Origin of the sequence: Pleurocapsa sp. CCALA 161 (assembly GCF_003003995.1) — a bacterium.
Lineage (GTDB): Bacteria > Cyanobacteriota > Cyanobacteriia > Cyanobacteriales > Xenococcaceae > Waterburya.
The window spans coordinates 1-16,562 of record NZ_PVWF01000103.1; the positions used below are offsets into that span (position 1 = coordinate 1).

20 protein-coding genes and 1 pseudogene are annotated in these 16,562 nt (G+C 39.9%); 9 read left to right on the top strand and 12 right to left on the bottom strand.

The window, feature by feature from the left end:
* Positions 1–101 precede the first annotated feature (101 nt).
* From ureB to C7B62_RS19385, 3 genes and pseudogenes are all read right to left on the bottom strand, one after another.
* Positions 102–408: pseudogene (gene ureB, locus C7B62_RS19375) on the bottom strand (urease subunit beta).
* A 23-nt stretch (positions 409–431) separates the two neighbouring features.
* On the bottom strand, positions 432–608 hold the full coding sequence (locus C7B62_RS19380; protein ID WP_370304078.1) for an urease subunit gamma: 177 nt from the start codon (positions 606–608) through the stop codon (positions 432–434).
* A 353-nt stretch (positions 609–961) separates the two neighbouring features.
* On the bottom strand, positions 962–2,653 hold the full coding sequence (locus C7B62_RS19385; RefSeq protein WP_106240914.1) for a M3 family oligoendopeptidase: 1,692 nt from the start codon (positions 2,651–2,653) through the stop codon (positions 962–964).
* 77 nt (positions 2,654–2,730) lie between these two features.
* Between C7B62_RS19385 and C7B62_RS19390 the strand changes: the two genes are divergently transcribed.
* Positions 2,731–3,435, top strand: coding sequence for a DNA-3-methyladenine glycosylase (locus C7B62_RS19390; RefSeq protein WP_233220053.1), 705 nt, complete (start codon positions 2,731–2,733; stop codon positions 3,433–3,435).
* A gap of 69 nt (positions 3,436–3,504) precedes the next feature.
* On the opposite strand, the gene C7B62_RS19395 is transcribed toward C7B62_RS19390, so the two are convergent.
* Complete coding sequence (locus tag C7B62_RS19395) at positions 3,505–5,577, bottom strand: prolyl oligopeptidase family protein (RefSeq protein ID WP_106240959.1); 2,073 nt, start codon at positions 5,575–5,577, stop codon at positions 3,505–3,507.
* Positions 5,578–5,729: 152 nt separating this feature from the next.
* The gene (locus tag C7B62_RS19400; RefSeq protein WP_106240921.1) at positions 5,730–6,419 is read right to left on the bottom strand and encodes a riboflavin synthase; all 690 of its coding nucleotides are present in this window, start codon (positions 6,417–6,419) and stop codon (positions 5,730–5,732) included.
* Between the two features lie 240 nt (positions 6,420–6,659).
* Between C7B62_RS19400 and C7B62_RS19405 the strand changes: the two genes are divergently transcribed.
* From C7B62_RS19405 to C7B62_RS19415, 3 genes are all read left to right on the top strand, one after another.
* Entirely contained in the window at positions 6,660–7,160 is a 501-nt protein-coding gene (locus tag C7B62_RS19405; protein ID WP_106240925.1) for a bifunctional nuclease family protein, read from the top strand.
* A 135-nt stretch (positions 7,161–7,295) separates the two neighbouring features.
* Positions 7,296–8,426 (top strand): aldo/keto reductase, encoded by a 1,131-nt coding sequence (locus C7B62_RS19410; protein ID WP_106240929.1) that lies wholly within the window; start codon positions 7,296–7,298, stop codon positions 8,424–8,426.
* Between the two features lie 529 nt (positions 8,427–8,955).
* A complete protein-coding gene (locus C7B62_RS19415) occupies positions 8,956–9,468 on the top strand; it encodes a GNAT family N-acetyltransferase (RefSeq protein ID WP_106240933.1) in 513 nt (170 codons plus the stop codon).
* 261 nt (positions 9,469–9,729) lie between these two features.
* Here the strand turns inward: C7B62_RS19415 and C7B62_RS25450 are convergent, their stop codons facing one another.
* Positions 9,730–9,903, bottom strand: a complete 174-nt coding sequence (locus C7B62_RS25450) for a glutaminyl-peptide cyclotransferase (RefSeq protein WP_146132144.1) — start codon at positions 9,901–9,903, stop codon at positions 9,730–9,732.
* 67 nt (positions 9,904–9,970) lie between these two features.
* Here C7B62_RS25450 and C7B62_RS19420 point away from each other — a divergent pair, with 67 nt between their 5' ends.
* Complete coding sequence (locus C7B62_RS19420; protein WP_106240963.1) at positions 9,971–10,201, top strand: hypothetical protein; 231 nt, start codon at positions 9,971–9,973, stop codon at positions 10,199–10,201.
* Entirely contained in the window at positions 10,198–10,461 is a 264-nt protein-coding gene (locus C7B62_RS19425; RefSeq protein WP_106240939.1) for a hypothetical protein, read from the top strand. The genes C7B62_RS19420 and C7B62_RS19425 overlap by 4 nt, the downstream gene beginning before the upstream one ends.
* An 86-nt stretch (positions 10,462–10,547) precedes the next feature.
* On the opposite strand, the gene C7B62_RS19430 is transcribed toward C7B62_RS19425, so the two are convergent.
* Entirely contained in the window at positions 10,548–11,333 is a 786-nt protein-coding gene (locus C7B62_RS19430; RefSeq protein ID WP_106240967.1) for a glutaminyl-peptide cyclotransferase, read from the bottom strand.
* A 211-nt stretch (positions 11,334–11,544) separates the two neighbouring features.
* On the opposite strand from C7B62_RS19430, the gene C7B62_RS26265 reads away from it, so the two are divergent.
* The 3 genes from C7B62_RS26265 (at position 11,545) to C7B62_RS19440 (ending at position 13,213) form a co-directional block, all read left to right on the top strand.
* Positions 11,545–11,772: a hypothetical protein gene (locus C7B62_RS26265; protein ID WP_199194285.1), complete on the top strand. Its 228-nt coding sequence runs from the start codon at positions 11,545–11,547 to the stop codon at positions 11,770–11,772.
* On the top strand, positions 11,744–12,454 hold the full coding sequence (locus tag C7B62_RS19435) for an IS982 family transposase (protein WP_199194286.1): 711 nt from the start codon (positions 11,744–11,746) through the stop codon (positions 12,452–12,454). Before C7B62_RS26265 ends, C7B62_RS19435 begins: the two co-directional genes overlap by 29 nt.
* A gap of 135 nt (positions 12,455–12,589) precedes the next feature.
* Positions 12,590–13,213: a DUF2235 domain-containing protein gene (locus C7B62_RS19440; RefSeq protein WP_106240945.1), complete on the top strand. Its 624-nt coding sequence runs from the start codon at positions 12,590–12,592 to the stop codon at positions 13,211–13,213.
* Between the two features lie 372 nt (positions 13,214–13,585).
* On the opposite strand, the gene C7B62_RS19445 is transcribed toward C7B62_RS19440, so the two are convergent.
* From C7B62_RS19445 to C7B62_RS19460, 5 genes are all read right to left on the bottom strand, one after another.
* Positions 13,586–13,918 carry a DUF5615 family PIN-like protein gene (locus C7B62_RS19445; RefSeq protein WP_106240948.1) on the bottom strand — a complete coding sequence of 111 codons (333 nt, stop codon included), beginning with the start codon at positions 13,916–13,918 and terminating at the stop codon, positions 13,586–13,588.
* On the bottom strand, positions 13,915–14,139 hold the full coding sequence (locus tag C7B62_RS19450) for a DUF433 domain-containing protein (RefSeq protein ID WP_106240952.1): 225 nt from the start codon (positions 14,137–14,139) through the stop codon (positions 13,915–13,917). The genes C7B62_RS19445 and C7B62_RS19450 overlap by 4 nt, the downstream gene beginning before the upstream one ends.
* A 75-nt stretch (positions 14,140–14,214) precedes the next feature.
* Complete coding sequence (locus C7B62_RS19455; protein WP_106240955.1) at positions 14,215–14,487, bottom strand: DUF3303 domain-containing protein; 273 nt, start codon at positions 14,485–14,487, stop codon at positions 14,215–14,217.
* Between the two features lie 225 nt (positions 14,488–14,712).
* Positions 14,713–15,249, bottom strand: a complete 537-nt coding sequence (locus C7B62_RS26270) for a hypothetical protein (RefSeq protein ID WP_199194287.1) — start codon at positions 15,247–15,249, stop codon at positions 14,713–14,715.
* Positions 15,250–15,259: 10 nt separating this feature from the next.
* A partial coding sequence (locus C7B62_RS19460) for a helicase C-terminal domain-containing protein (protein ID WP_304590163.1) occupies positions 15,260–16,562 on the bottom strand: 1,303 nt, incomplete at its 5' end.

Consider the following 16,562-nt stretch of genomic DNA (forward strand, 5'->3'; position numbering starts at 1 on the left):
CGATTCTCTTCTACGGATTCAAATAACAATGTTGCTAAAATAAAATCTTTAACTGTCTCTAAACCTTCTCCAGTTTTGATTTATTCATTAGTTATTAATTGTTAAATCTTTCCTTCAACTAAGGCATTAAAACCATATATTTCTTTACTCCCTGCCACTGCAACTAAGGTTACAGTTTTTTCATCCCCTGGTTCAAATCTCACTGCCGTACCTGCGGGAATATCGAGTCGCATTCCTTTAGTAGATTCGCGCTCAAATTGTAGTGCTGTATTCACTTCATAAAAGTGGTAATGAGAGCCAATCTGAATCGGGCGATCCGCCTGTATTACTAACCTCAATCGTAATAGTTTCTTTTCCTGCGTTTAGTTCAATTTCCCCTGGCTGGGTAATAATTTCACCTGGAATCATAATTAAAGTTAGTCTTTAGTTGTTTACTGAATAGGATTATGTACCGTCACTAACTTAGTGCCGTCAGGAAAGGTTGCTTCTACCTGTATTTCATCAACCATTACTGGTATTCCTTCCATTACTTCATCAGCTTTTAAAATAGTTTGACCGTAGCTCATCATAAATAATAAAAAGGCTCTATTGTATACAAATTTAATCAACCATTCAGTTCGGCATAATAGCAATTCTCGAAAATAATCAGAGACTTGGGACAGATTAAGCTTTTAGCTTTGACCGAAGGGAATCCTTTAGGATAGCTTTTATGAATATTTGGGTCTTTTCATTGACTCTCAGAATATTTTTGATCTTTCCAGCTCCTTTTATAAATTAGTATAAATTAGCACAAAACAACTACGGATGAAAACTAGTACTAATCAACCTGTGTTTTCTATTTGAAATGACTATATAGCAATACGTACTTAAGTTAGGACATTTACTACTTACTACTTACTACTTACTACCTAAGAAAAGTTAACTAAACTTGTTCTAATCTAACTTTGTACGGCTATATCTCCTATAAACCCAAAAACTGCTGAGCTTTAGTAACTACATCTGCTAAAGAGCCAGATTTAAAAGGAGAAATTAAATTAGCCGAACTACTTAAACTCTGAAAGGGTGCTTGACCACCACGCTGACACAAGGCGATGTATTCGGTTAAAGCACCTTGAAAATCAGATTCAGCTTTGACCCAAAACTGCATCGCACAGCATAAAGCTAAGGTGTAATCGATATAGTAAAAGGGAGAGCAGTAAATATGTTGTTTCTCTTGCCACAAACCTCCTTGGGCAGGATATTCAATGTCTCCATACTGTCGCCAAGGAAGATAGCGCGCTTCCATTTGTCGCCACATTTGATTTCTCTCCTGTGGGGTAGCTTCAGGGTGGGCATAAACCAGATGCTGGAAATGATCCACAGCACAACCGTAAGGTAAAAACAGAATTGATTGTGCTAAATGAATTTCGCGAAAACGGTCGGCATCATCACCAAAAAACTTATCCATTTGTGACCAGGTAAGAAACTCTAGACTCATCGAATGAATTTCACAGGATTCTAAAGTTGGCCAGAGATAGTCAATTAAAGGTAAATTGCGACTTTGCCAAGCTTGAAAAGCATGACCCATTTCGTGAGTAAATACTTCGACATCACCTTTGGTCTGATTGAAGTTAGCAAAGATATAGGGTACTCCTTTGGTGGGGAAGCTAGTACAAAAACCACCGCCAGCCTTGCCAGGACGAGTTTTGAGGTCCATAAGATCACCCGCAACCATCATGGCAAAAAAACTACCTAATTCTGGGTGCATGGCATCAAACATTTGCTGTGCCTGTTTAAGCATCCAGTCGTGATCTCCTTGGGGTTGAGGATTTCCTTGGAGGTCGAATACAGATTCGTCCCAGTACATAACCCGTTCCAAATTAAGTTTTTGCGCTTTTTGGTCAATGATTTTTTGTGCTAGGGGGACAACCTTTGCCACAACTTCATCACGGTAGCTGGCTACATCAGCTTCGGTGTAGTCAATCCGCTGCATTCGCTTATATCCCAGACCAGTGTAATTTTCGTAGCCTAATTTCTGTGCCATTTGGTGACGCAGTTTGACTAGTTGATCGTAGATGCTGTCTAATTGCGCTTGATTTTGGCTAAAGAATTGCCAGCGTACTTTTTCCGCCTCATATCGGGTTTGGCGATCGCTATCTTCAGTATATTTACGAATTCCTGAAAGATTAACCGTTTCCCCTCTAAATTCTAGTTCAGCACTGGCTAATAATTGGACATACTGATTAACTAGCTTAGATTCTTGAACTAAATCTTCTTCAATAGCTGGTTCAAAGGTGGTCACGTCTGCCGACCACAGGCTAAAAGCTTGTTGACCTAAGATAGATTCTAATTGTGTCCGCTCTTGACTGTTTAACAGCCTGCGTTTCATAGCAACTTCTAGGGCGGTTAATTTAGGTCTTAATTCATCACTATATTTTTGTGCCTGTTGGTAGTCTTTATTGGTTGTGTCTTGACTAAAGTTGAGGGAAGTCATTGCCCCCCAAGTATCTAGACGACGACGTAAATCTTCCCACTGTTGTAAAGCCTTTTCTCGATCCGATCTAGTTAGCGCTCGATCTAATGCGTTGTTGATGTCTTGATACTCTCTCGTAATTTGCTCAAGGTCGGGAGTTTCTGCTTGAATATCGGCAAAATTAATTTGGGTTTGACTCATGACGGGGAGAAAGAGATAGCTACATCTAAAATTTTAGCGAAGTTAGAGATTTAACAGTGTTAAGGTCATTAAAGCACTTGAATCTACTTCTAACTCCTGTTCAAACTCCTGCCTCATCTAATTTCCCCATGACCTCGACAAACAAGATTTTATTATCAGATAGTGCCGACAGCTTTGTGCAAGGCATTAAAGAGTTAACTAAACGCGATCGCGATTTGGCTAAAATTATTGATCTTTATGGATATCCTCCCCAATGGTTAAGAGAACCAGGATTTTCTACTTTAATCAGGATTATTTTAGAGCAACAGGTTTCCTATGCTTCGGCTCAAGCTACTTTTAAACGTCTTAACGAGGCAGTAGATAATTTGTGTCCTGAAAGCTTTTTAGCTTTAGACGATCTCGAACTCAAAGCCATTGGGTTTAGTCGGCAGAAAACTAATTATGGTCGCATCTTGGCACAGGCGGTAATTGACTGCACTCTGGATTTAGCTAGTTTAGAAAAATTAAATGACTTAGAAATTAGACAAAAGTTAACGGCAATTAAAGGCATCGGTAACTGGACGGTAGATATTTACTTAATGATGGCTTTACAGCGTCAGGATGTATTTCCTAGTAAAGATTTAGCTGTAGCGATCGCCGTTAAAGAAATCAAAGATTTAGCCATTCGTCCGCAAGCAGCAGAATTAGAAATTATTGCAGAAATTTGGAAACCCTATCGAGCGATCGCTACTAAAATTCTCTGGCATTATTATCTCAATCGTAAATCACATTGCAAAAAATAAAGAGCGAATATAGTTGCGCCATCTACGCCCCCAGCGATCGCCTAAGATATTTTACTTGACAATTAATAGCTACTGTAAATATTCTATACCCAGGTTTGCCACTAAAAATCCCCACTTATCCGCAGCCTCTTCAATGATTTTGCTGGTGGGTTTTCCAGCGCCGTGTCCTGCTTTAGTTTCGATCCGAATTAAAACAGGATTATCTCCTTGATGGGCAGCTTGTAAGGCAGCAGCAAACTTAAAACTGTGGGCTGGTACAACGCGATCGTCATGGTCAGCAGTGGTAATCATCGTGGCAGGATAATTCGTCCCTGGTTGTAGATTATGCAGCGGAGAATAGGCATAAAGCGTTTTAAAATCTGCTGCATCGTCAGGAGTACCGTATTCCGAACACCAGGCCCAACCAATCGTAAACTTATGAAAGCGCAGCATATCTAATACACCTACGGCGGGAATGGCTGCGGCAAAGAGATCGGGGCGTTGAGTCATACAAGCACCTACTAGTAGACCTCCGTTACTGCCTCCAGCGATCGCCAATTTCTCTTGACTCGTATATTTTTGCGCAATTAACCATTCGGCTGCTGCGATAAAATCATCAAAGACGTTCTGCTTTTTGTCTTTCATCCCTGCTTGATGCCACTCTTCGCCATATTCACCCCCACCCCGCAGATTAGGCACAGCATAAATTCCACCCATTTCTAGCCACACGACATTACTAACAGAAAAGCTGGGAGTTAAGGAAATATTAAAACCACCGTAGGCGTACAGGTAAGTGGGATTATTGCCGTCCAGTTTAATTCCCTTTTTGTGGGTAATAAACATAGGTATTTTAGTACCATCTTTACTCGGATAAAATACCTGTTGGGTTTGATATGCTTCTGGATCAAAATCTACCTGGGGTTGACGGAAAAGTTTGCTTTCCCCCGTCGTCAGATCGTAGCGATAAATCGTAGCAGGAGTCGTAAAGCTGGTAAAGGTATAAAAAGTTTCTGTATCGTAACGCTTGCCACCAAAACCACCTGCCGAGCCAATTCCAGGTAATTCCACCTCGCGCGCAAAAGTACCGTCTAGAGCATAAATTTTAATTTGCGATCGCGCATCTTTAAGATAGTCCGCGACAAATTGATTGTTCAAGAGTCCAATACTTTCAAGGGTTTCGGCAGCTTCAGGAATAATTTCTTGCCAATTTGCTTGGTCTGGATTATTTAAATTAATGGCAATTACCTTACCACGAGGAGCATTTAAATCTGTCTGCACCCAAAAAGTATCCTCGTCATTGTCAATAACATTATAGCTGGCGACAAACTCGCTAATTAACTCGATAACCTCACTATCTAGCTGTTCGAGATTTTTATAGAAGACTAAATTCTTACTATCTGTACCCAGCCACACGCTGATAATTAAATACTTACCATCCTCTGTAACTCCTCCACTAAAACCCCATTCTTTTTGATCGGGACGATGATAGACGAGAATATCCTCAGCCTGTGTTGTACCTAAACGATGATAATAAAGCTTTTGGTAGTAATTAACGTCTTCTAGTTTAGTTTCTGCGTTAGGCTCATCATAACGACTATAGAAAAAGCCTTGATTATCTTTAGTCCAAGATGCCCCAGAAAATTTAATCCACTGAAGATGATCGGCGGTATCTTCCCTCGTGGCGATATTTCTGACCCGATATTCTACCCAGTCAGATCCAGCCGTAGATAAACCATAAGCCATCCATTGACCATCATCACTAATTGATAACCCTGATAAAGCTACCGTACCATCCGCCGATAGAGTATTGGGGTCTAATAATATTTCTCCTTCATCATCTAGAGATTTGAGCGTATACAAGACACTTTGATTTTGTAAGCCATCATTCTTAAAGTAGAAATAACTCTGACCTCGTTTAAAAGGGCTACTATATTTTTCATAATCCCATAGCTGAGTTAAACGCTGTTGTAGTTTATCTCTGGTGGGAATGGTGGCTAGATAGCTATTGGTCAACTCATTTTGCGCCTGTACCCAAGCTTTGGTAGTATCCGAATCAGGATCTTCTAGCCAACGATAAGGATCTTTTACCTCTACCCCATGATAATTATCGCTTTGTGCTACTTGATTAGTGTTGGGGTAAATCAAATCACGAGATAATGTCACTGTCTCAACTCCAAGATATTTATCTAAAGGATAATAGAATTTATCGTCATTCTTCTTAATTGATTGTTTTGCCAGGTACGGGCAAGAGGCAAGGGGTAAACAGCCGTTGGCCCCTACAGCAATAGCGATCGCCGTCATCAAACTAAAATAAATTAAACATATCCATTGTCGGTCAAAAAAGACAAGCTGATTTCTGCTGGTTGGTGTTTGCCTGGTAGACGATGGGAAATTAGCTGATCGACGTATTTGCCTAAAATATCGCTTTCTAGATTGACTAAATTTCCCGATCGCAAACTACTAAGATTAGTTGAATCATAAGTATGAGGAATTACCGCAGCCGAAAACCAACTGCCATCAGGGGCGCATTCAGCAATCGTCAAGCTAATACCATTAACGGCAATACTGCCTTTTGATACCAAATAACGACCGATCTTGGAGTGCCATTGTTCATCCATTCCTGTCGGCAATCCAAAGCGAATCTCCCAGGAAGTTGCAGTAGCCACTGCTTCGACTAAGCAGCCAACCCCGTCAATGTGTCCCGTGACAAAATGACCACCGATTTTACTGCCCATCCGTAGAGAAGTTTCCAAATTGACATATTTAGCTGCGCGATCGCGATCGCCTAAAGTCGTTTTGGCTAAGGTTTCGGGGGAAGCAGTAGCAATAAAACCCTGGTCTAAAATGGTTTCTACCGTTAGACAAACTCCATCTACGGCTACACTATCGCCAATAGTCAAATCGGCGGTAATTACGTCGTGGTTGTGACCAACTATCGATACTTCAAAAGAATCCTCTCCAGAACTCTCAATTAAGCCAAGAGATTCTACTAACCCTGTAAACATGATGATATTACGGTAACTGAACTAGTTTAACTATTATTTTTTCCTGAATAGTACAGGCAACAGCAAAAAACTGAGGCATACTGTGATTAAACAGTAACATTATGATTCTAGTTTTAGACCATGTTTAAGGTTGCAAGATATTCTGAACATCTTTACATTTGATGATAGGTACGTTTAAATTTTGCTATCTTATCGCTCTTATTACTCCTGATAATCTTAATTACTTTAGAGGCTAAATCAATGATTGAAATGAAAGTTGCAGCCATTGTCGTAAATGCTGCTAGTCACACGCCCATGATTCTGCTTAAAGACAGTTCAGAGCGAAGAGCATTACCTATTTATATTGGACAAGACCAAGCCGAAACAATTCTTAAGGCTTTGGAAGGACGTCGCCCCCCTCGTCCTTTGACTCACGATTTAATTGCCAATCTTCTTTATGACTGCAATATTGACCTAGAGCGGGTTATTATCCACTCTTTGAACGATGATATTTTTTACGCGGTATTATGTATTAATATTAATGGCGTTAAGAAAGAAATCGATTGTCGTCCCAGTGATGCGGTGGCAGTAGCCATTCGTACCGATAGCCCAATTTGGGTATTAGAAGAAGTAATCGCTGATGCTTCAATTCCCGTTGACAGCGATGCTGATAATGCTGAAAGAGAGGCATTTAAAGAGTTTGTCTCTGATCTTAGTCCAGATCAGCTAATCAAAAAAGGTGGGTATAAAGAACAGCGATAAAGAAAGTTGAATTGACTTCATCTCTAATAATCTGAATCGCATCTAGTACGCTTTAAACATTATTTTTAAAAGATCCACAGATAAATACAGATAAATACGGTTTAAGAATTAATCTGAATACTTAGTTATAATTCAATGCGTCAAAGGCAATTTGGTAAAACTAAGCTTGATTTGTCAGTATTTTCGCTGGGAACAATGCGCTGCCTGAATGACCGCCAAACTTACCGTCAAACTATCGAGACTGCGATCGCTCTGGGGATTAATCATTTAGAAACTGCCAGAGGCTATGGACAGAGTGAAACTTATTTAGGGCAGTCATTACAAGAGCTTAAAGTTCCACGCCAGGAGATTTACCTCACCACCAAGATCGCGCCCACCCCAGAGCGACTACAAATGAGTCAATGGCTGGATGAATCTTTAGCTCGACTGCAAACAGATTATATTGATTGTCTAGCTATACACGGTATCAATACCTGGTCACATTTGGAGTGGGTAATTAAACCCGATGGTTGTCTGGAGGCAATTCAGACTGCTATGGCTCAAGGCAAAGTTAGACACTTGGGCTTTTCGACTCACGGCAGCCTAGAATTAATTTTGGCAGCAATTCAAACCGATCTTTTTGAATTTGTTAATCTACACTATTACTACTTTTTTCAACGCAACCATCAGGCGATCGCTCTTGCAGCCGAAAAAGACATGGGTATATTTATTATTTCTCCTGGAGATAAGGGCGGAAAATTATACACTCCCCCTGAAAAACTAGTGGCATTATGCGCTCCTATTTCCCCTCTGGAGTTAAACTATCGGTTTTTGTTGAGCGATCGCCGTATTACTACCCTTAGCCTCGGTGCAGCTAATCCAGCAGAATTAATTACTCCTCTACAGGTTGCCAATGCCGATCATCCCCTAACTATTGAAGAACGAGGGATATTTACCAAGTTAGAACAACAGTTAACAACTAGTCTAGGTTCAGATCTTTGTCGTCAATGCGATCGCTGTCTTCCTTGTCCCGAACAGATTAATATCCCCGAAATTCTTAGATTGCGTAATTTAACTGTTGCTTACGAAATGGAAGATTATGGGCAGTATCGCTATGGCATGTTAGAAAATGCGGGACATTGGTTTCCTGGGATGAAAGGTAATCGTTGTACTGACTGTGGTGACTGTCTACCCCGTTGTCCCGAACAGTTAGCTATTCCCACCCTATTAAGAGATACACATCAGCGGTTGAAAGGAAAAGAGCGGCGGCGTTTATGGTCTGACTAGGAACTTAAAACAACTTAAAACGGCGTTGCCCTTTCTGTATAAGTTTCTAGATTAACCTGAGTTCGGGTTAAGCAGATTAATTGGTGGAGATAGCTGTAAGCTCTAAGCTCTAAGCTTTTGAGATAGTTTGGATGCAACTCTACTATGAAAGAAGAACGGAAAATAGTATTTTTTAAATACCTTCAAAATAAGGATTTGAGCTAATCCCGAACTCAGGTTAGATTATCTTTTAATTTTGAATGTTATTCCAGAAAAATTTGAGATAGCTCTGACATTTATACTGAAAATTTCCAGTTAATACACCCACACAAGGTAGTTATACGGACTTTATCGGTATAATCATTCAAATTTAAGATATTATAGGTCAATATTCTATTTAAATACCCCATATAGGGTAGTTATCTAGAAAACGTCAGTATAATAAGTAGTTGGGCAGCTTAATCCCTGGGCAGGGACAGTACTTTTAAGTTGTCTGTCTGGAGTTACGTTAAGCTAATATTTTGTAGCAACTACAGAGCCAAGAACCTCCATGTCACTTCGCGTTTTTATCAGGAAGCCAAGCGAAGAAGATGGTCAAGAATTACTAGCTCTTCACCAAAGAAGCAAGGAGTTTCATTTTCCTTGGGCTTCTCCGTCACCAACTGAGGAAGAGTGCAAAAATTACATTAGTCGTTGCCAAAATGATGACTTTGAAGGCTTGCTGATTTGCCATTCAACTCACAAGAAAATTGTTGGAGTAGCAAATCTCAGCCAAATCTTCCACAGATCGTTTCAAAATGCCTATCTTGGTTATTATGTTGATGTAAATTTTGCAGGTCAGGGATTGATGTCGGAAGGTATTCGTTTAGTGATCGATCATGCTTTTTATACACTCGATCTGCATCGAGTTGAAGCCAATATTCAACCTGAAAACATTGCTTCAATCAATTTAGTGAAGCGATTGGGTTTCACAAAGGAGGGCTTTTCTCGACGATATCTAAAAATCAACGGAGAGTGGCGTGACCATGAACGGTGGGCGTTGACCGTTGAAGATTGGACGTAGTGTGTTCCAGCAGCCCAACACTTCAGCGCAGCGGACGGACGAAAGCTGCTGGTGGGGGTGCCAAGGTTGTCTGCCGCCGCTGGCTTTTACCGTTATGTCTTTTCTTCTGCTAGCGCGGCTTATCCACTGAACTCTTAACTTTTAGCAGCGTGACCTAAAAAACTAGTTGTAGCTACAATTTGTTGTCACAATAAAACACTATTTAAGCTTTTTAGCATTATGTATTGACCAATGCCAATCAACGCAATAGCCAACTTACTCCTAATCACATATTGGTTTAATTTCAAATAGTTTGGGCCAGAGTTTTCCCGTCACCAATAGCCGATCTGACTCAGTGCGATCGCCGATTTTGCAGAATGCGTCAGCAATCGCATTATGCATCATCCCATAAAGTTTTGAGGAGTGCAACTGTAGTAACCAATAGAGTAATCGCATTTCACGTGCTAACTATTTCATAACACAGGTTGTAGAATAAAGAAGACCCATTCCCTTGATGACTGCCATGTCCTCTCCTGCCATTACCACGATCATTAAGATGGTCGAGTCGCTTCCCGATGAACTGCAAGAACAAGTCGTAGAGCATGTTAGAGCATACCTTGCTGAGTTGGAAGAGGAGAAACTTTGGGATACCTCATTTAAGCGGACAGAAAATAATCTGGTTGCTGCTGCCCGTAAAGCCAAAGCAGAGATTGCCGCTGGTCTTTCTAGTCCGATGGATTATGAGCAGCTATGAAGTCTGCCACACTACCCTCATTTTGGGGGAAGTATCGCGCCCTTAGTCCTGCGGTGAGAACTGGAGCCAGAAAAGCTTATCAGTTGTGGGCGGAGAATCCGTTTCATCCATCGTTGCATTTTAAGTGCATCAACAACAAAGAAGATATTTGGTCAGTGCGGGTAACGCGCGGTCATCGCGCACTCGGTGTTATGTCAGGTGACACAGTGACTTGGTTTTGGATTGGCGATCATGATGAGTATGAAGCATTTTACTCGTAGGCGATCGCCATAGAATACTAATTTTCCAAAGTGCGATCGCCGATCTCGTAGGATGCGTTACGCTATCGTTAACGCATCATCCCATACTAATTACATATTGGCTTAATTTCAAATAGTTTGGGCCATAGTTTTCCCGTCACTAACAAGCGATCTGATTCAGGATCGTAAGCAATCCCGTTTAATACGGCATCTTTCGTAGTCAGGGAGGCAGGGTCAATAATTCCTGTTAGGTCGAGCCAGCCTGTCACGACTCCAGTTTTAGGGTTAATCCGAGCAATGCGATCGCTCAACCAAACATTCGCCCAAATTTCTCCCTTAACAAATTCCAATTCGTTTAATTTATCGATAGGACGGTCATTCTCTGTTACCTGAATCCGTTTAGTTTCTTTAAAGGTATCGGGATTCAAAAAATATAGAGTATTTGAGCCATCACTCATGATCAGTTCTTGATTGTTATGAGTTATTCCCCAACCCTGAGTCGGATAACTGAAGGTAGCAATCTGCTTTAAGGTTTCTTGCTCATAAACAAAACCCGTTTTTGATACCCAAGTAAGTTGAATTAGCCGATCTTGCCACAGAGTCATCCCTTCCCCAAAATAGCGATCGTCTAAATCATTAATTTGTAAAACTTGTCCTGTGTCCAAATCGACTTTTCTAATCGACGATCTTCCCTCTAATCCAGTACTTTCATAAAGTTCACCCTGGTCAAAAATTAAACCTTGAGTAAAAGCATTTTTGTCGTGAGGATAAGTTTGAATAACTTTATAACTACAGGTTGCAGTTGCTTGTGCTAAGGCTAAGGGGGTTTGTCCAGCTTGTTGACAGCCAAATAAAGCTACTAGTATAGTTAACCACAAGTTTTTATAAATCATCAAAAGCTCAATTTTTTGGCGGGTACTCGTTAAGCTATTATCCACTTAGTTGCGATCGCACTACTCCACGCTGACGGCGATTAATTGCAGGTGAAAAATGTGTATCAATCTAAATTGTTAATTACTCTATACGCCTAGTGTGAATTAGGAAAAAAGGAAGAAAAGACAGAAGATGAAAGTTACCAAGCTGTCCATCTAAATATCTTTCCTCATGAATAGCATAGACTTTGAAAGCCTGTTAGTCATAGTTTTTGTCCTTGTAGATGACTGGTATCAGTTAGAGAAAAAATCGTCAAAACCTAATGCTCGAGGGGCAAAACCAGAAATGAGTGATAGTGAAATTATGACTTTGGCTTTGATGATGGACTATTTACCATTTCCAGGAGAAACTCAGTTTATCGGTTTTATTCGTGCCAATTGGCGGAAAATGGTTTCCTAATTTGTTAGAGCGGAGTCAATTTAATAGACGCTTACGAAAATTAGGAGATGAAATAGAAACTCTCAGAAGGATATGGGTCAAGCAGTTAGGAGTTGAGGCTACAAATAGTTTTGTTATTGACACCAAACCGATACCCGTAGTCGGTTATAGAAGAAGTAAAAGACATAGTGACTTTGATGGTAGTGCCAACTATGGCTATTGTGCAGCCAGGAAGATGAAATACTTCGGCTACAAACTAGTAGTTCTTTCAACTCTCAAAGGGATACCTGTAGCTTACGAACTGGTTTCGGCTAACACTGATGAGCGTAAAGCTGTTGAGGGAGTTCTTCAAATGGTTCGTGGTAGCGATATCTATGGAGACAAAGGGTTTATTGGTCAAGAATGGCAATCAGAGGTAACTACGGCTACTGGTAATCGTATTTGGACGATACAGCGAGAAAACCAACATCAAAAAGTAAGTTCTGATTTAAAACATTTGATTAGCCGAGTAAGACAACGAATTGAAGGAGTTTTCAATGAAATCCAAAATACTGGTCGTAATCCAGAACGATTACTCAACAAAACTGTTGGTGGCTTAGCTACTCATATGGCACTTAAAATGACCTCTCATACTTTGCGACTTTTCCTGCGCCATCATTTTGAGATTGATGTTTTGACTTTTCAATCCTCATCTACTTTCTAAAATTTAATTCACACCAGGCGTTCTATATAAAATTCAGGTAGGCAATCTCCTTTATAGATTTACACTTTATAATAAGCCTTTTGTTTTATTTATAGATAAAAATGAAAATTTATTCTGTTAATAAGGAGAAAGTTCATGAAACGTTTAATAGTTTGTTGTGATGGAACTTGGCAAAGCCAAGATAATGAAGTTCCAACAAATGTTTTCAAAATTGCTCAAGCAGTTAAACAAGTAGATGAGCAAGAAGACAACATTTCCCAAGTTCTTTACTATGACCAAGGAATTGGTACAGTTCCCAGTAGAGGGGGAACACAGTCATTCCTACAAAGTATTGGAGATTCTCTTGAAAAATTAGGAGGGGGAGCTTTTGGGTGGTGGATTCCTGATTTTACGCCTTTGCTTTTAATTGACGAATTTTTCAGTATAAAATATCAGTTTCATGACACCAGACTTAGTCCAATTATCGAAAATGCTAGACACGCGATCGCCCTAGACGAAAAACAAAAAGCTTTGAAAGTTTGCATAATGAATCCAGGGGAAGCTTTCAACGGCACGTTGAAGCAAGTTTGGTTTCCAGGTAATCATGGTTGCATTGGTGGTGGTACAGCAGAGACTAAAGGTTTATCAAATGCTGCTTTGAAGTGGATGGCAGATGAAGCTAGCCAGGTGGGTTTACATTTGGACTTAGACTTAGCTGAAGATACTCAGATTATTGACTATAAAACTCCTTTTGACAGCATTTTATTTTTAATCTTATAGGACAGAGAGAGCGCAATATTACCCAATTAAACGACGAATTACAATATAGGTTTAAATTCGATTTAGACAACAGTTTTCATACCAGTGTCAAAGAACCTTGGTGCGATCCTGACTTTAAATACCGTCCAAAAAATCTGCAAGAATTTATTCGAGATCAACCACATAACTGGTGTTGAAAATAAGCGATCGCCACAGTACATTTATTTTTATTCTTGTTTCAAAAAACAATCTATTTTATTTCCAATTATCATTAACTTTTGGAAAATCGTATAGCTTCTAATGTTTGGCTTGAGCGGCGACAGAGATGATTGAAACGAAGCGCGAAGACTCTGTTCGTCCACTGCATTGGGGTTGTTATGCGACGGTTTCACACTACGTCAACACTAATATACTTGCTGATTCTGGATCTCCAAACTCAATAATCGTGTCAAAATTATCTCTCAAAATCTGAACGATTTTTGATGTTGGACAATTACCAACCTGAAGATAAATAAACTTGGGTGGATGACCATACAGCAAGCTACGCTGATGAAAGTCAGAATCTTTGGAAACAATCACAAAACCATTTGCTTTTGCGTACTCCCAAATGATGCCATCATCAGCATTCGTAAGTACTAAGGTTTTGACATGCTCAGAACTAGGATACAGATCGATAATCCTGTAAACAATACGGTCTGAAAGATTTTCATCCAAAAGCAGTTTCACAGCGATACCACGAATAATTTCTTCTCACGATCTGCTGCAAAAGCAAGACAAGCTTTGATATCTTCCGAGGTAAGTTCAGAAAAATCTTCCAAAATTTCTGCTTCGGTCATCCCGCCTGCTAAATATTCCAAAATATCGTACACAGTGATTCGCATTCCCCGAATACACGGCTTGCCACTGCGCTTCCCAGGCTCAATCGTAATAATGTTTTGATAGTCCATATAAAGGCATGAGAGAAAAACGTTTACTTAAGTATTATATCGAGAACTCTAGCTCCCCAGAGCTAGAGGAGACTTCTAGAGCTTATCTGCAATGTGCTGAGCAGCCTCCGCCGAAGTCCGCACCGGGATGATTTCAAAATGACCGAGATCGCTCCAAGCTGCGATCCAAACCTCAAACAAGGCGCGGTCATCTGTTCGCATGAGTTGAAAGCACCGAAAATAGTCTAAATCTACCCAACTGTCTACATATTCAAGACCGGGTGGCAACTGACGACCATCATCGCGGGCACGACGGTAAATATCAACAGCCGCTCCTGCATTGAAATATTCGATGACCATATAAAGCATTGATTTCAACCTCAGCACTACTTCGTTAACTTAACGCGCTGATTCTCAATAGTCTCACAGATTGGCTCTAAACATCGCCACAACCGACAACGCAAGCCGCATAACGATTGAGTTCAGCGGCGGCTAGTAACTTTTGCATCAACACCAACCATCTTTATTCCGCCGCTGCAACGATTTGTTATCCCGTTGCTACGCAATTAATTTCAATATCATCTCTTCGTCCTTCTAGCTTTTTTGATAGTACTTCTCAGAGTATTCTCTCTTCAAGGATTCAACATCAAGTTTATGGAAAGCTAATAATTCTTGCATCTTGGAGTCACTAATTTCATTGAGTGAGTAATCCTTAAGCTCCTTGAAGAAGGACTTAACGCAGTCTCTCAAAGATTTGAGTTTTCCTTTTCTCATGATTTCAACTTCATGAGTAAAGCCTCCTTGCTTTGAAACTTTTTTTGTTGGAATGATGAGAATTCGTTTCACTTTATCCGTCTTATACTCTTGCTCAAACCAAGCACAATGATTATTCATTTGTCCTGTTTCAGTTTTAGTTATTTCGCCGCGTGAATCCTCAACTTCACTTTTACATTCAAACATGAAATATTCATCGGCTGAAACACACCAAAGATTGTCAGAGCCTTTCTTAAATTCCTTATCTGGTCTTTGGCTTAAGAAACCGATCGCGTAACCTAAATCTTGAAGTGCCTTTTCAAATTTTTCTGAAGGTTGACCGAAACTTAAGTTTTCAAGTATGTCGTTTACATCCATTAAAAGTTCTTCACTCTTTCCATCCGTCGTCTCTTTTTATTAAACATTGATTGATTAGCTCAAGTATTACCTTCGTATAATCATTGTCGATCTTCAAATCTTCTTCTTTTGCCATCTCAGACACTTCTCGCCCGATGTCTATCTGATTCCTTGTTTGAGATGAGAAAAACTTATTTGAACTAGCACTTTTAAGAAACTTTACCAGATCATCTCCAATGATAAGAATAACACTGTAGTCCTTCTCACCTCTTACGCTTCTGCCAAGACCTTGTTCTATCTTCTGAGCAGCCCTAATATTTGTTAAGTCGCTGTTCGATCTACATTCTTCTTCATACCTCTCAGTTAATGACTCTGAATATGGCATAGAGTCAATAATAAGAAGCCTACAAGAATCATCTGGAAGATCAATCCCATCGTAGCGGTTGACAACCACCAATGTATTACTATATTCGCCTGCCTTAAGCTTGCTGACTTCTTCAAAGATATTTTCACTTTTAGCAACTACAGAACCTTGATTCTGATATACCTTTGCTTTATTAAAGCTAGAGGTAATTGCTACTAAACCTGCTTTTCGACTGGAATTTGGCTTTGAAAATCTGACAATAATGGAATCTCTATTTAACTCCTCATGGATGAGTGAAGGAATCAAGATCATTTTTTCTCCCGACCACCTTTCTTGCTCGGGAGTAAGCGGATTAGTTATAGATTGAATATTTAATCCAAGCCCCTTTAGAAAGAAAGAATCATTTTGTGTAGTTGCTGACATTAAAATTCTATGTTCAGCCTTGCTAAAAGTATTAAACTGATTTACTGGACTAAAATACGTTGAGATTTCTAATTCTTTTCCACTAAAGAAGCATTGGCAATTATCGATGCTGTCTTTGATCAAATCCCAAGTGAACATCACTTTTGTATCATCTGCATGTTCAAGAAGAATTTGTACAACTTCCGACTTTTTATCTTGCCAATTCCAGTAGGGCACTGGCAGAAAAGTTGTGTTTTCGCCACTTTTTATCTCAAAAAAGCTACCTTCGCCTTGCTCCCTTAGATCGTCTTCAAACAATTGAAGCAACCGTTGGTAGAGAATATGAGAATTACCCACCCTTATTTTGAAAGATTCATTTATGAAATCTATACAAGCGTGTGAATCATCCAAAATAATTGTGTTTACTTTCGTAAATTTTCCGCCGATCCCAAAAACTGATTTTCCGTTAAAGACCTTCTGAACGTGAGTGATTAATATCTTCTCTGAGTTTAGAAATTGATCGGGTAGGGAATTACTGCCATCAAAAGTTACATATCCAATGCCAAAT

Bases quoted from the DNA above. Each gene is read 5' to 3' on its own strand.
- C7B62_RS19430 (WP_106240967.1), bottom strand. From the start codon at position 11,333: ATGATTTATAAAAACTTGTGGTTAACTATACTAGTAGCTTTATTTGGC.
- C7B62_RS19400 (WP_106240921.1), bottom strand. From the start codon at position 6,419: ATGTTTACAGGGTTAGTAGAATCTCTTGGCTTAATTGAGAGTTCTGGA.
- C7B62_RS19415 (WP_106240933.1), top strand. From the start codon at position 8,956: ATGTCACTTCGCGTTTTTATCAGGAAGCCAAGCGAAGAAGATGGTCAA.
- C7B62_RS19455 (WP_106240955.1), bottom strand. From the start codon at position 14,487: ATGCTTTATATGGTCATCGAATATTTCAATGCAGGAGCGGCTGTTGAT.
- C7B62_RS19410 (WP_106240929.1), top strand. From the start codon at position 7,296: ATGCGTCAAAGGCAATTTGGTAAAACTAAGCTTGATTTGTCAGTATTT.
- C7B62_RS19440 (WP_106240945.1), top strand. From the start codon at position 12,590: ATGAAACGTTTAATAGTTTGTTGTGATGGAACTTGGCAAAGCCAAGAT.
- C7B62_RS19450 (WP_106240952.1), bottom strand. From the start codon at position 14,139: ATGGACTATCAAAACATTATTACGATTGAGCCTGGGAAGCGCAGTGGC.
- C7B62_RS19420 (WP_106240963.1), top strand. From the start codon at position 9,971: ATGTCCTCTCCTGCCATTACCACGATCATTAAGATGGTCGAGTCGCTT.
- C7B62_RS26265 (WP_199194285.1), top strand. From the start codon at position 11,545: ATGAATAGCATAGACTTTGAAAGCCTGTTAGTCATAGTTTTTGTCCTT.
- C7B62_RS19385 (WP_106240914.1), bottom strand. From the start codon at position 2,653: ATGAGTCAAACCCAAATTAATTTTGCCGATATTCAAGCAGAAACTCCC.
- C7B62_RS19405 (WP_106240925.1), top strand. From the start codon at position 6,660: ATGATTGAAATGAAAGTTGCAGCCATTGTCGTAAATGCTGCTAGTCAC.
- C7B62_RS19425 (WP_106240939.1), top strand. From the start codon at position 10,198: ATGAAGTCTGCCACACTACCCTCATTTTGGGGGAAGTATCGCGCCCTT.
- C7B62_RS26270 (WP_199194287.1), bottom strand. From the start codon at position 15,249: ATGGATGTAAACGACATACTTGAAAACTTAAGTTTCGGTCAACCTTCA.
- C7B62_RS25450 (WP_146132144.1), bottom strand. From the start codon at position 9,903: ATGCGATTACTCTATTGGTTACTACAGTTGCACTCCTCAAAACTTTAT.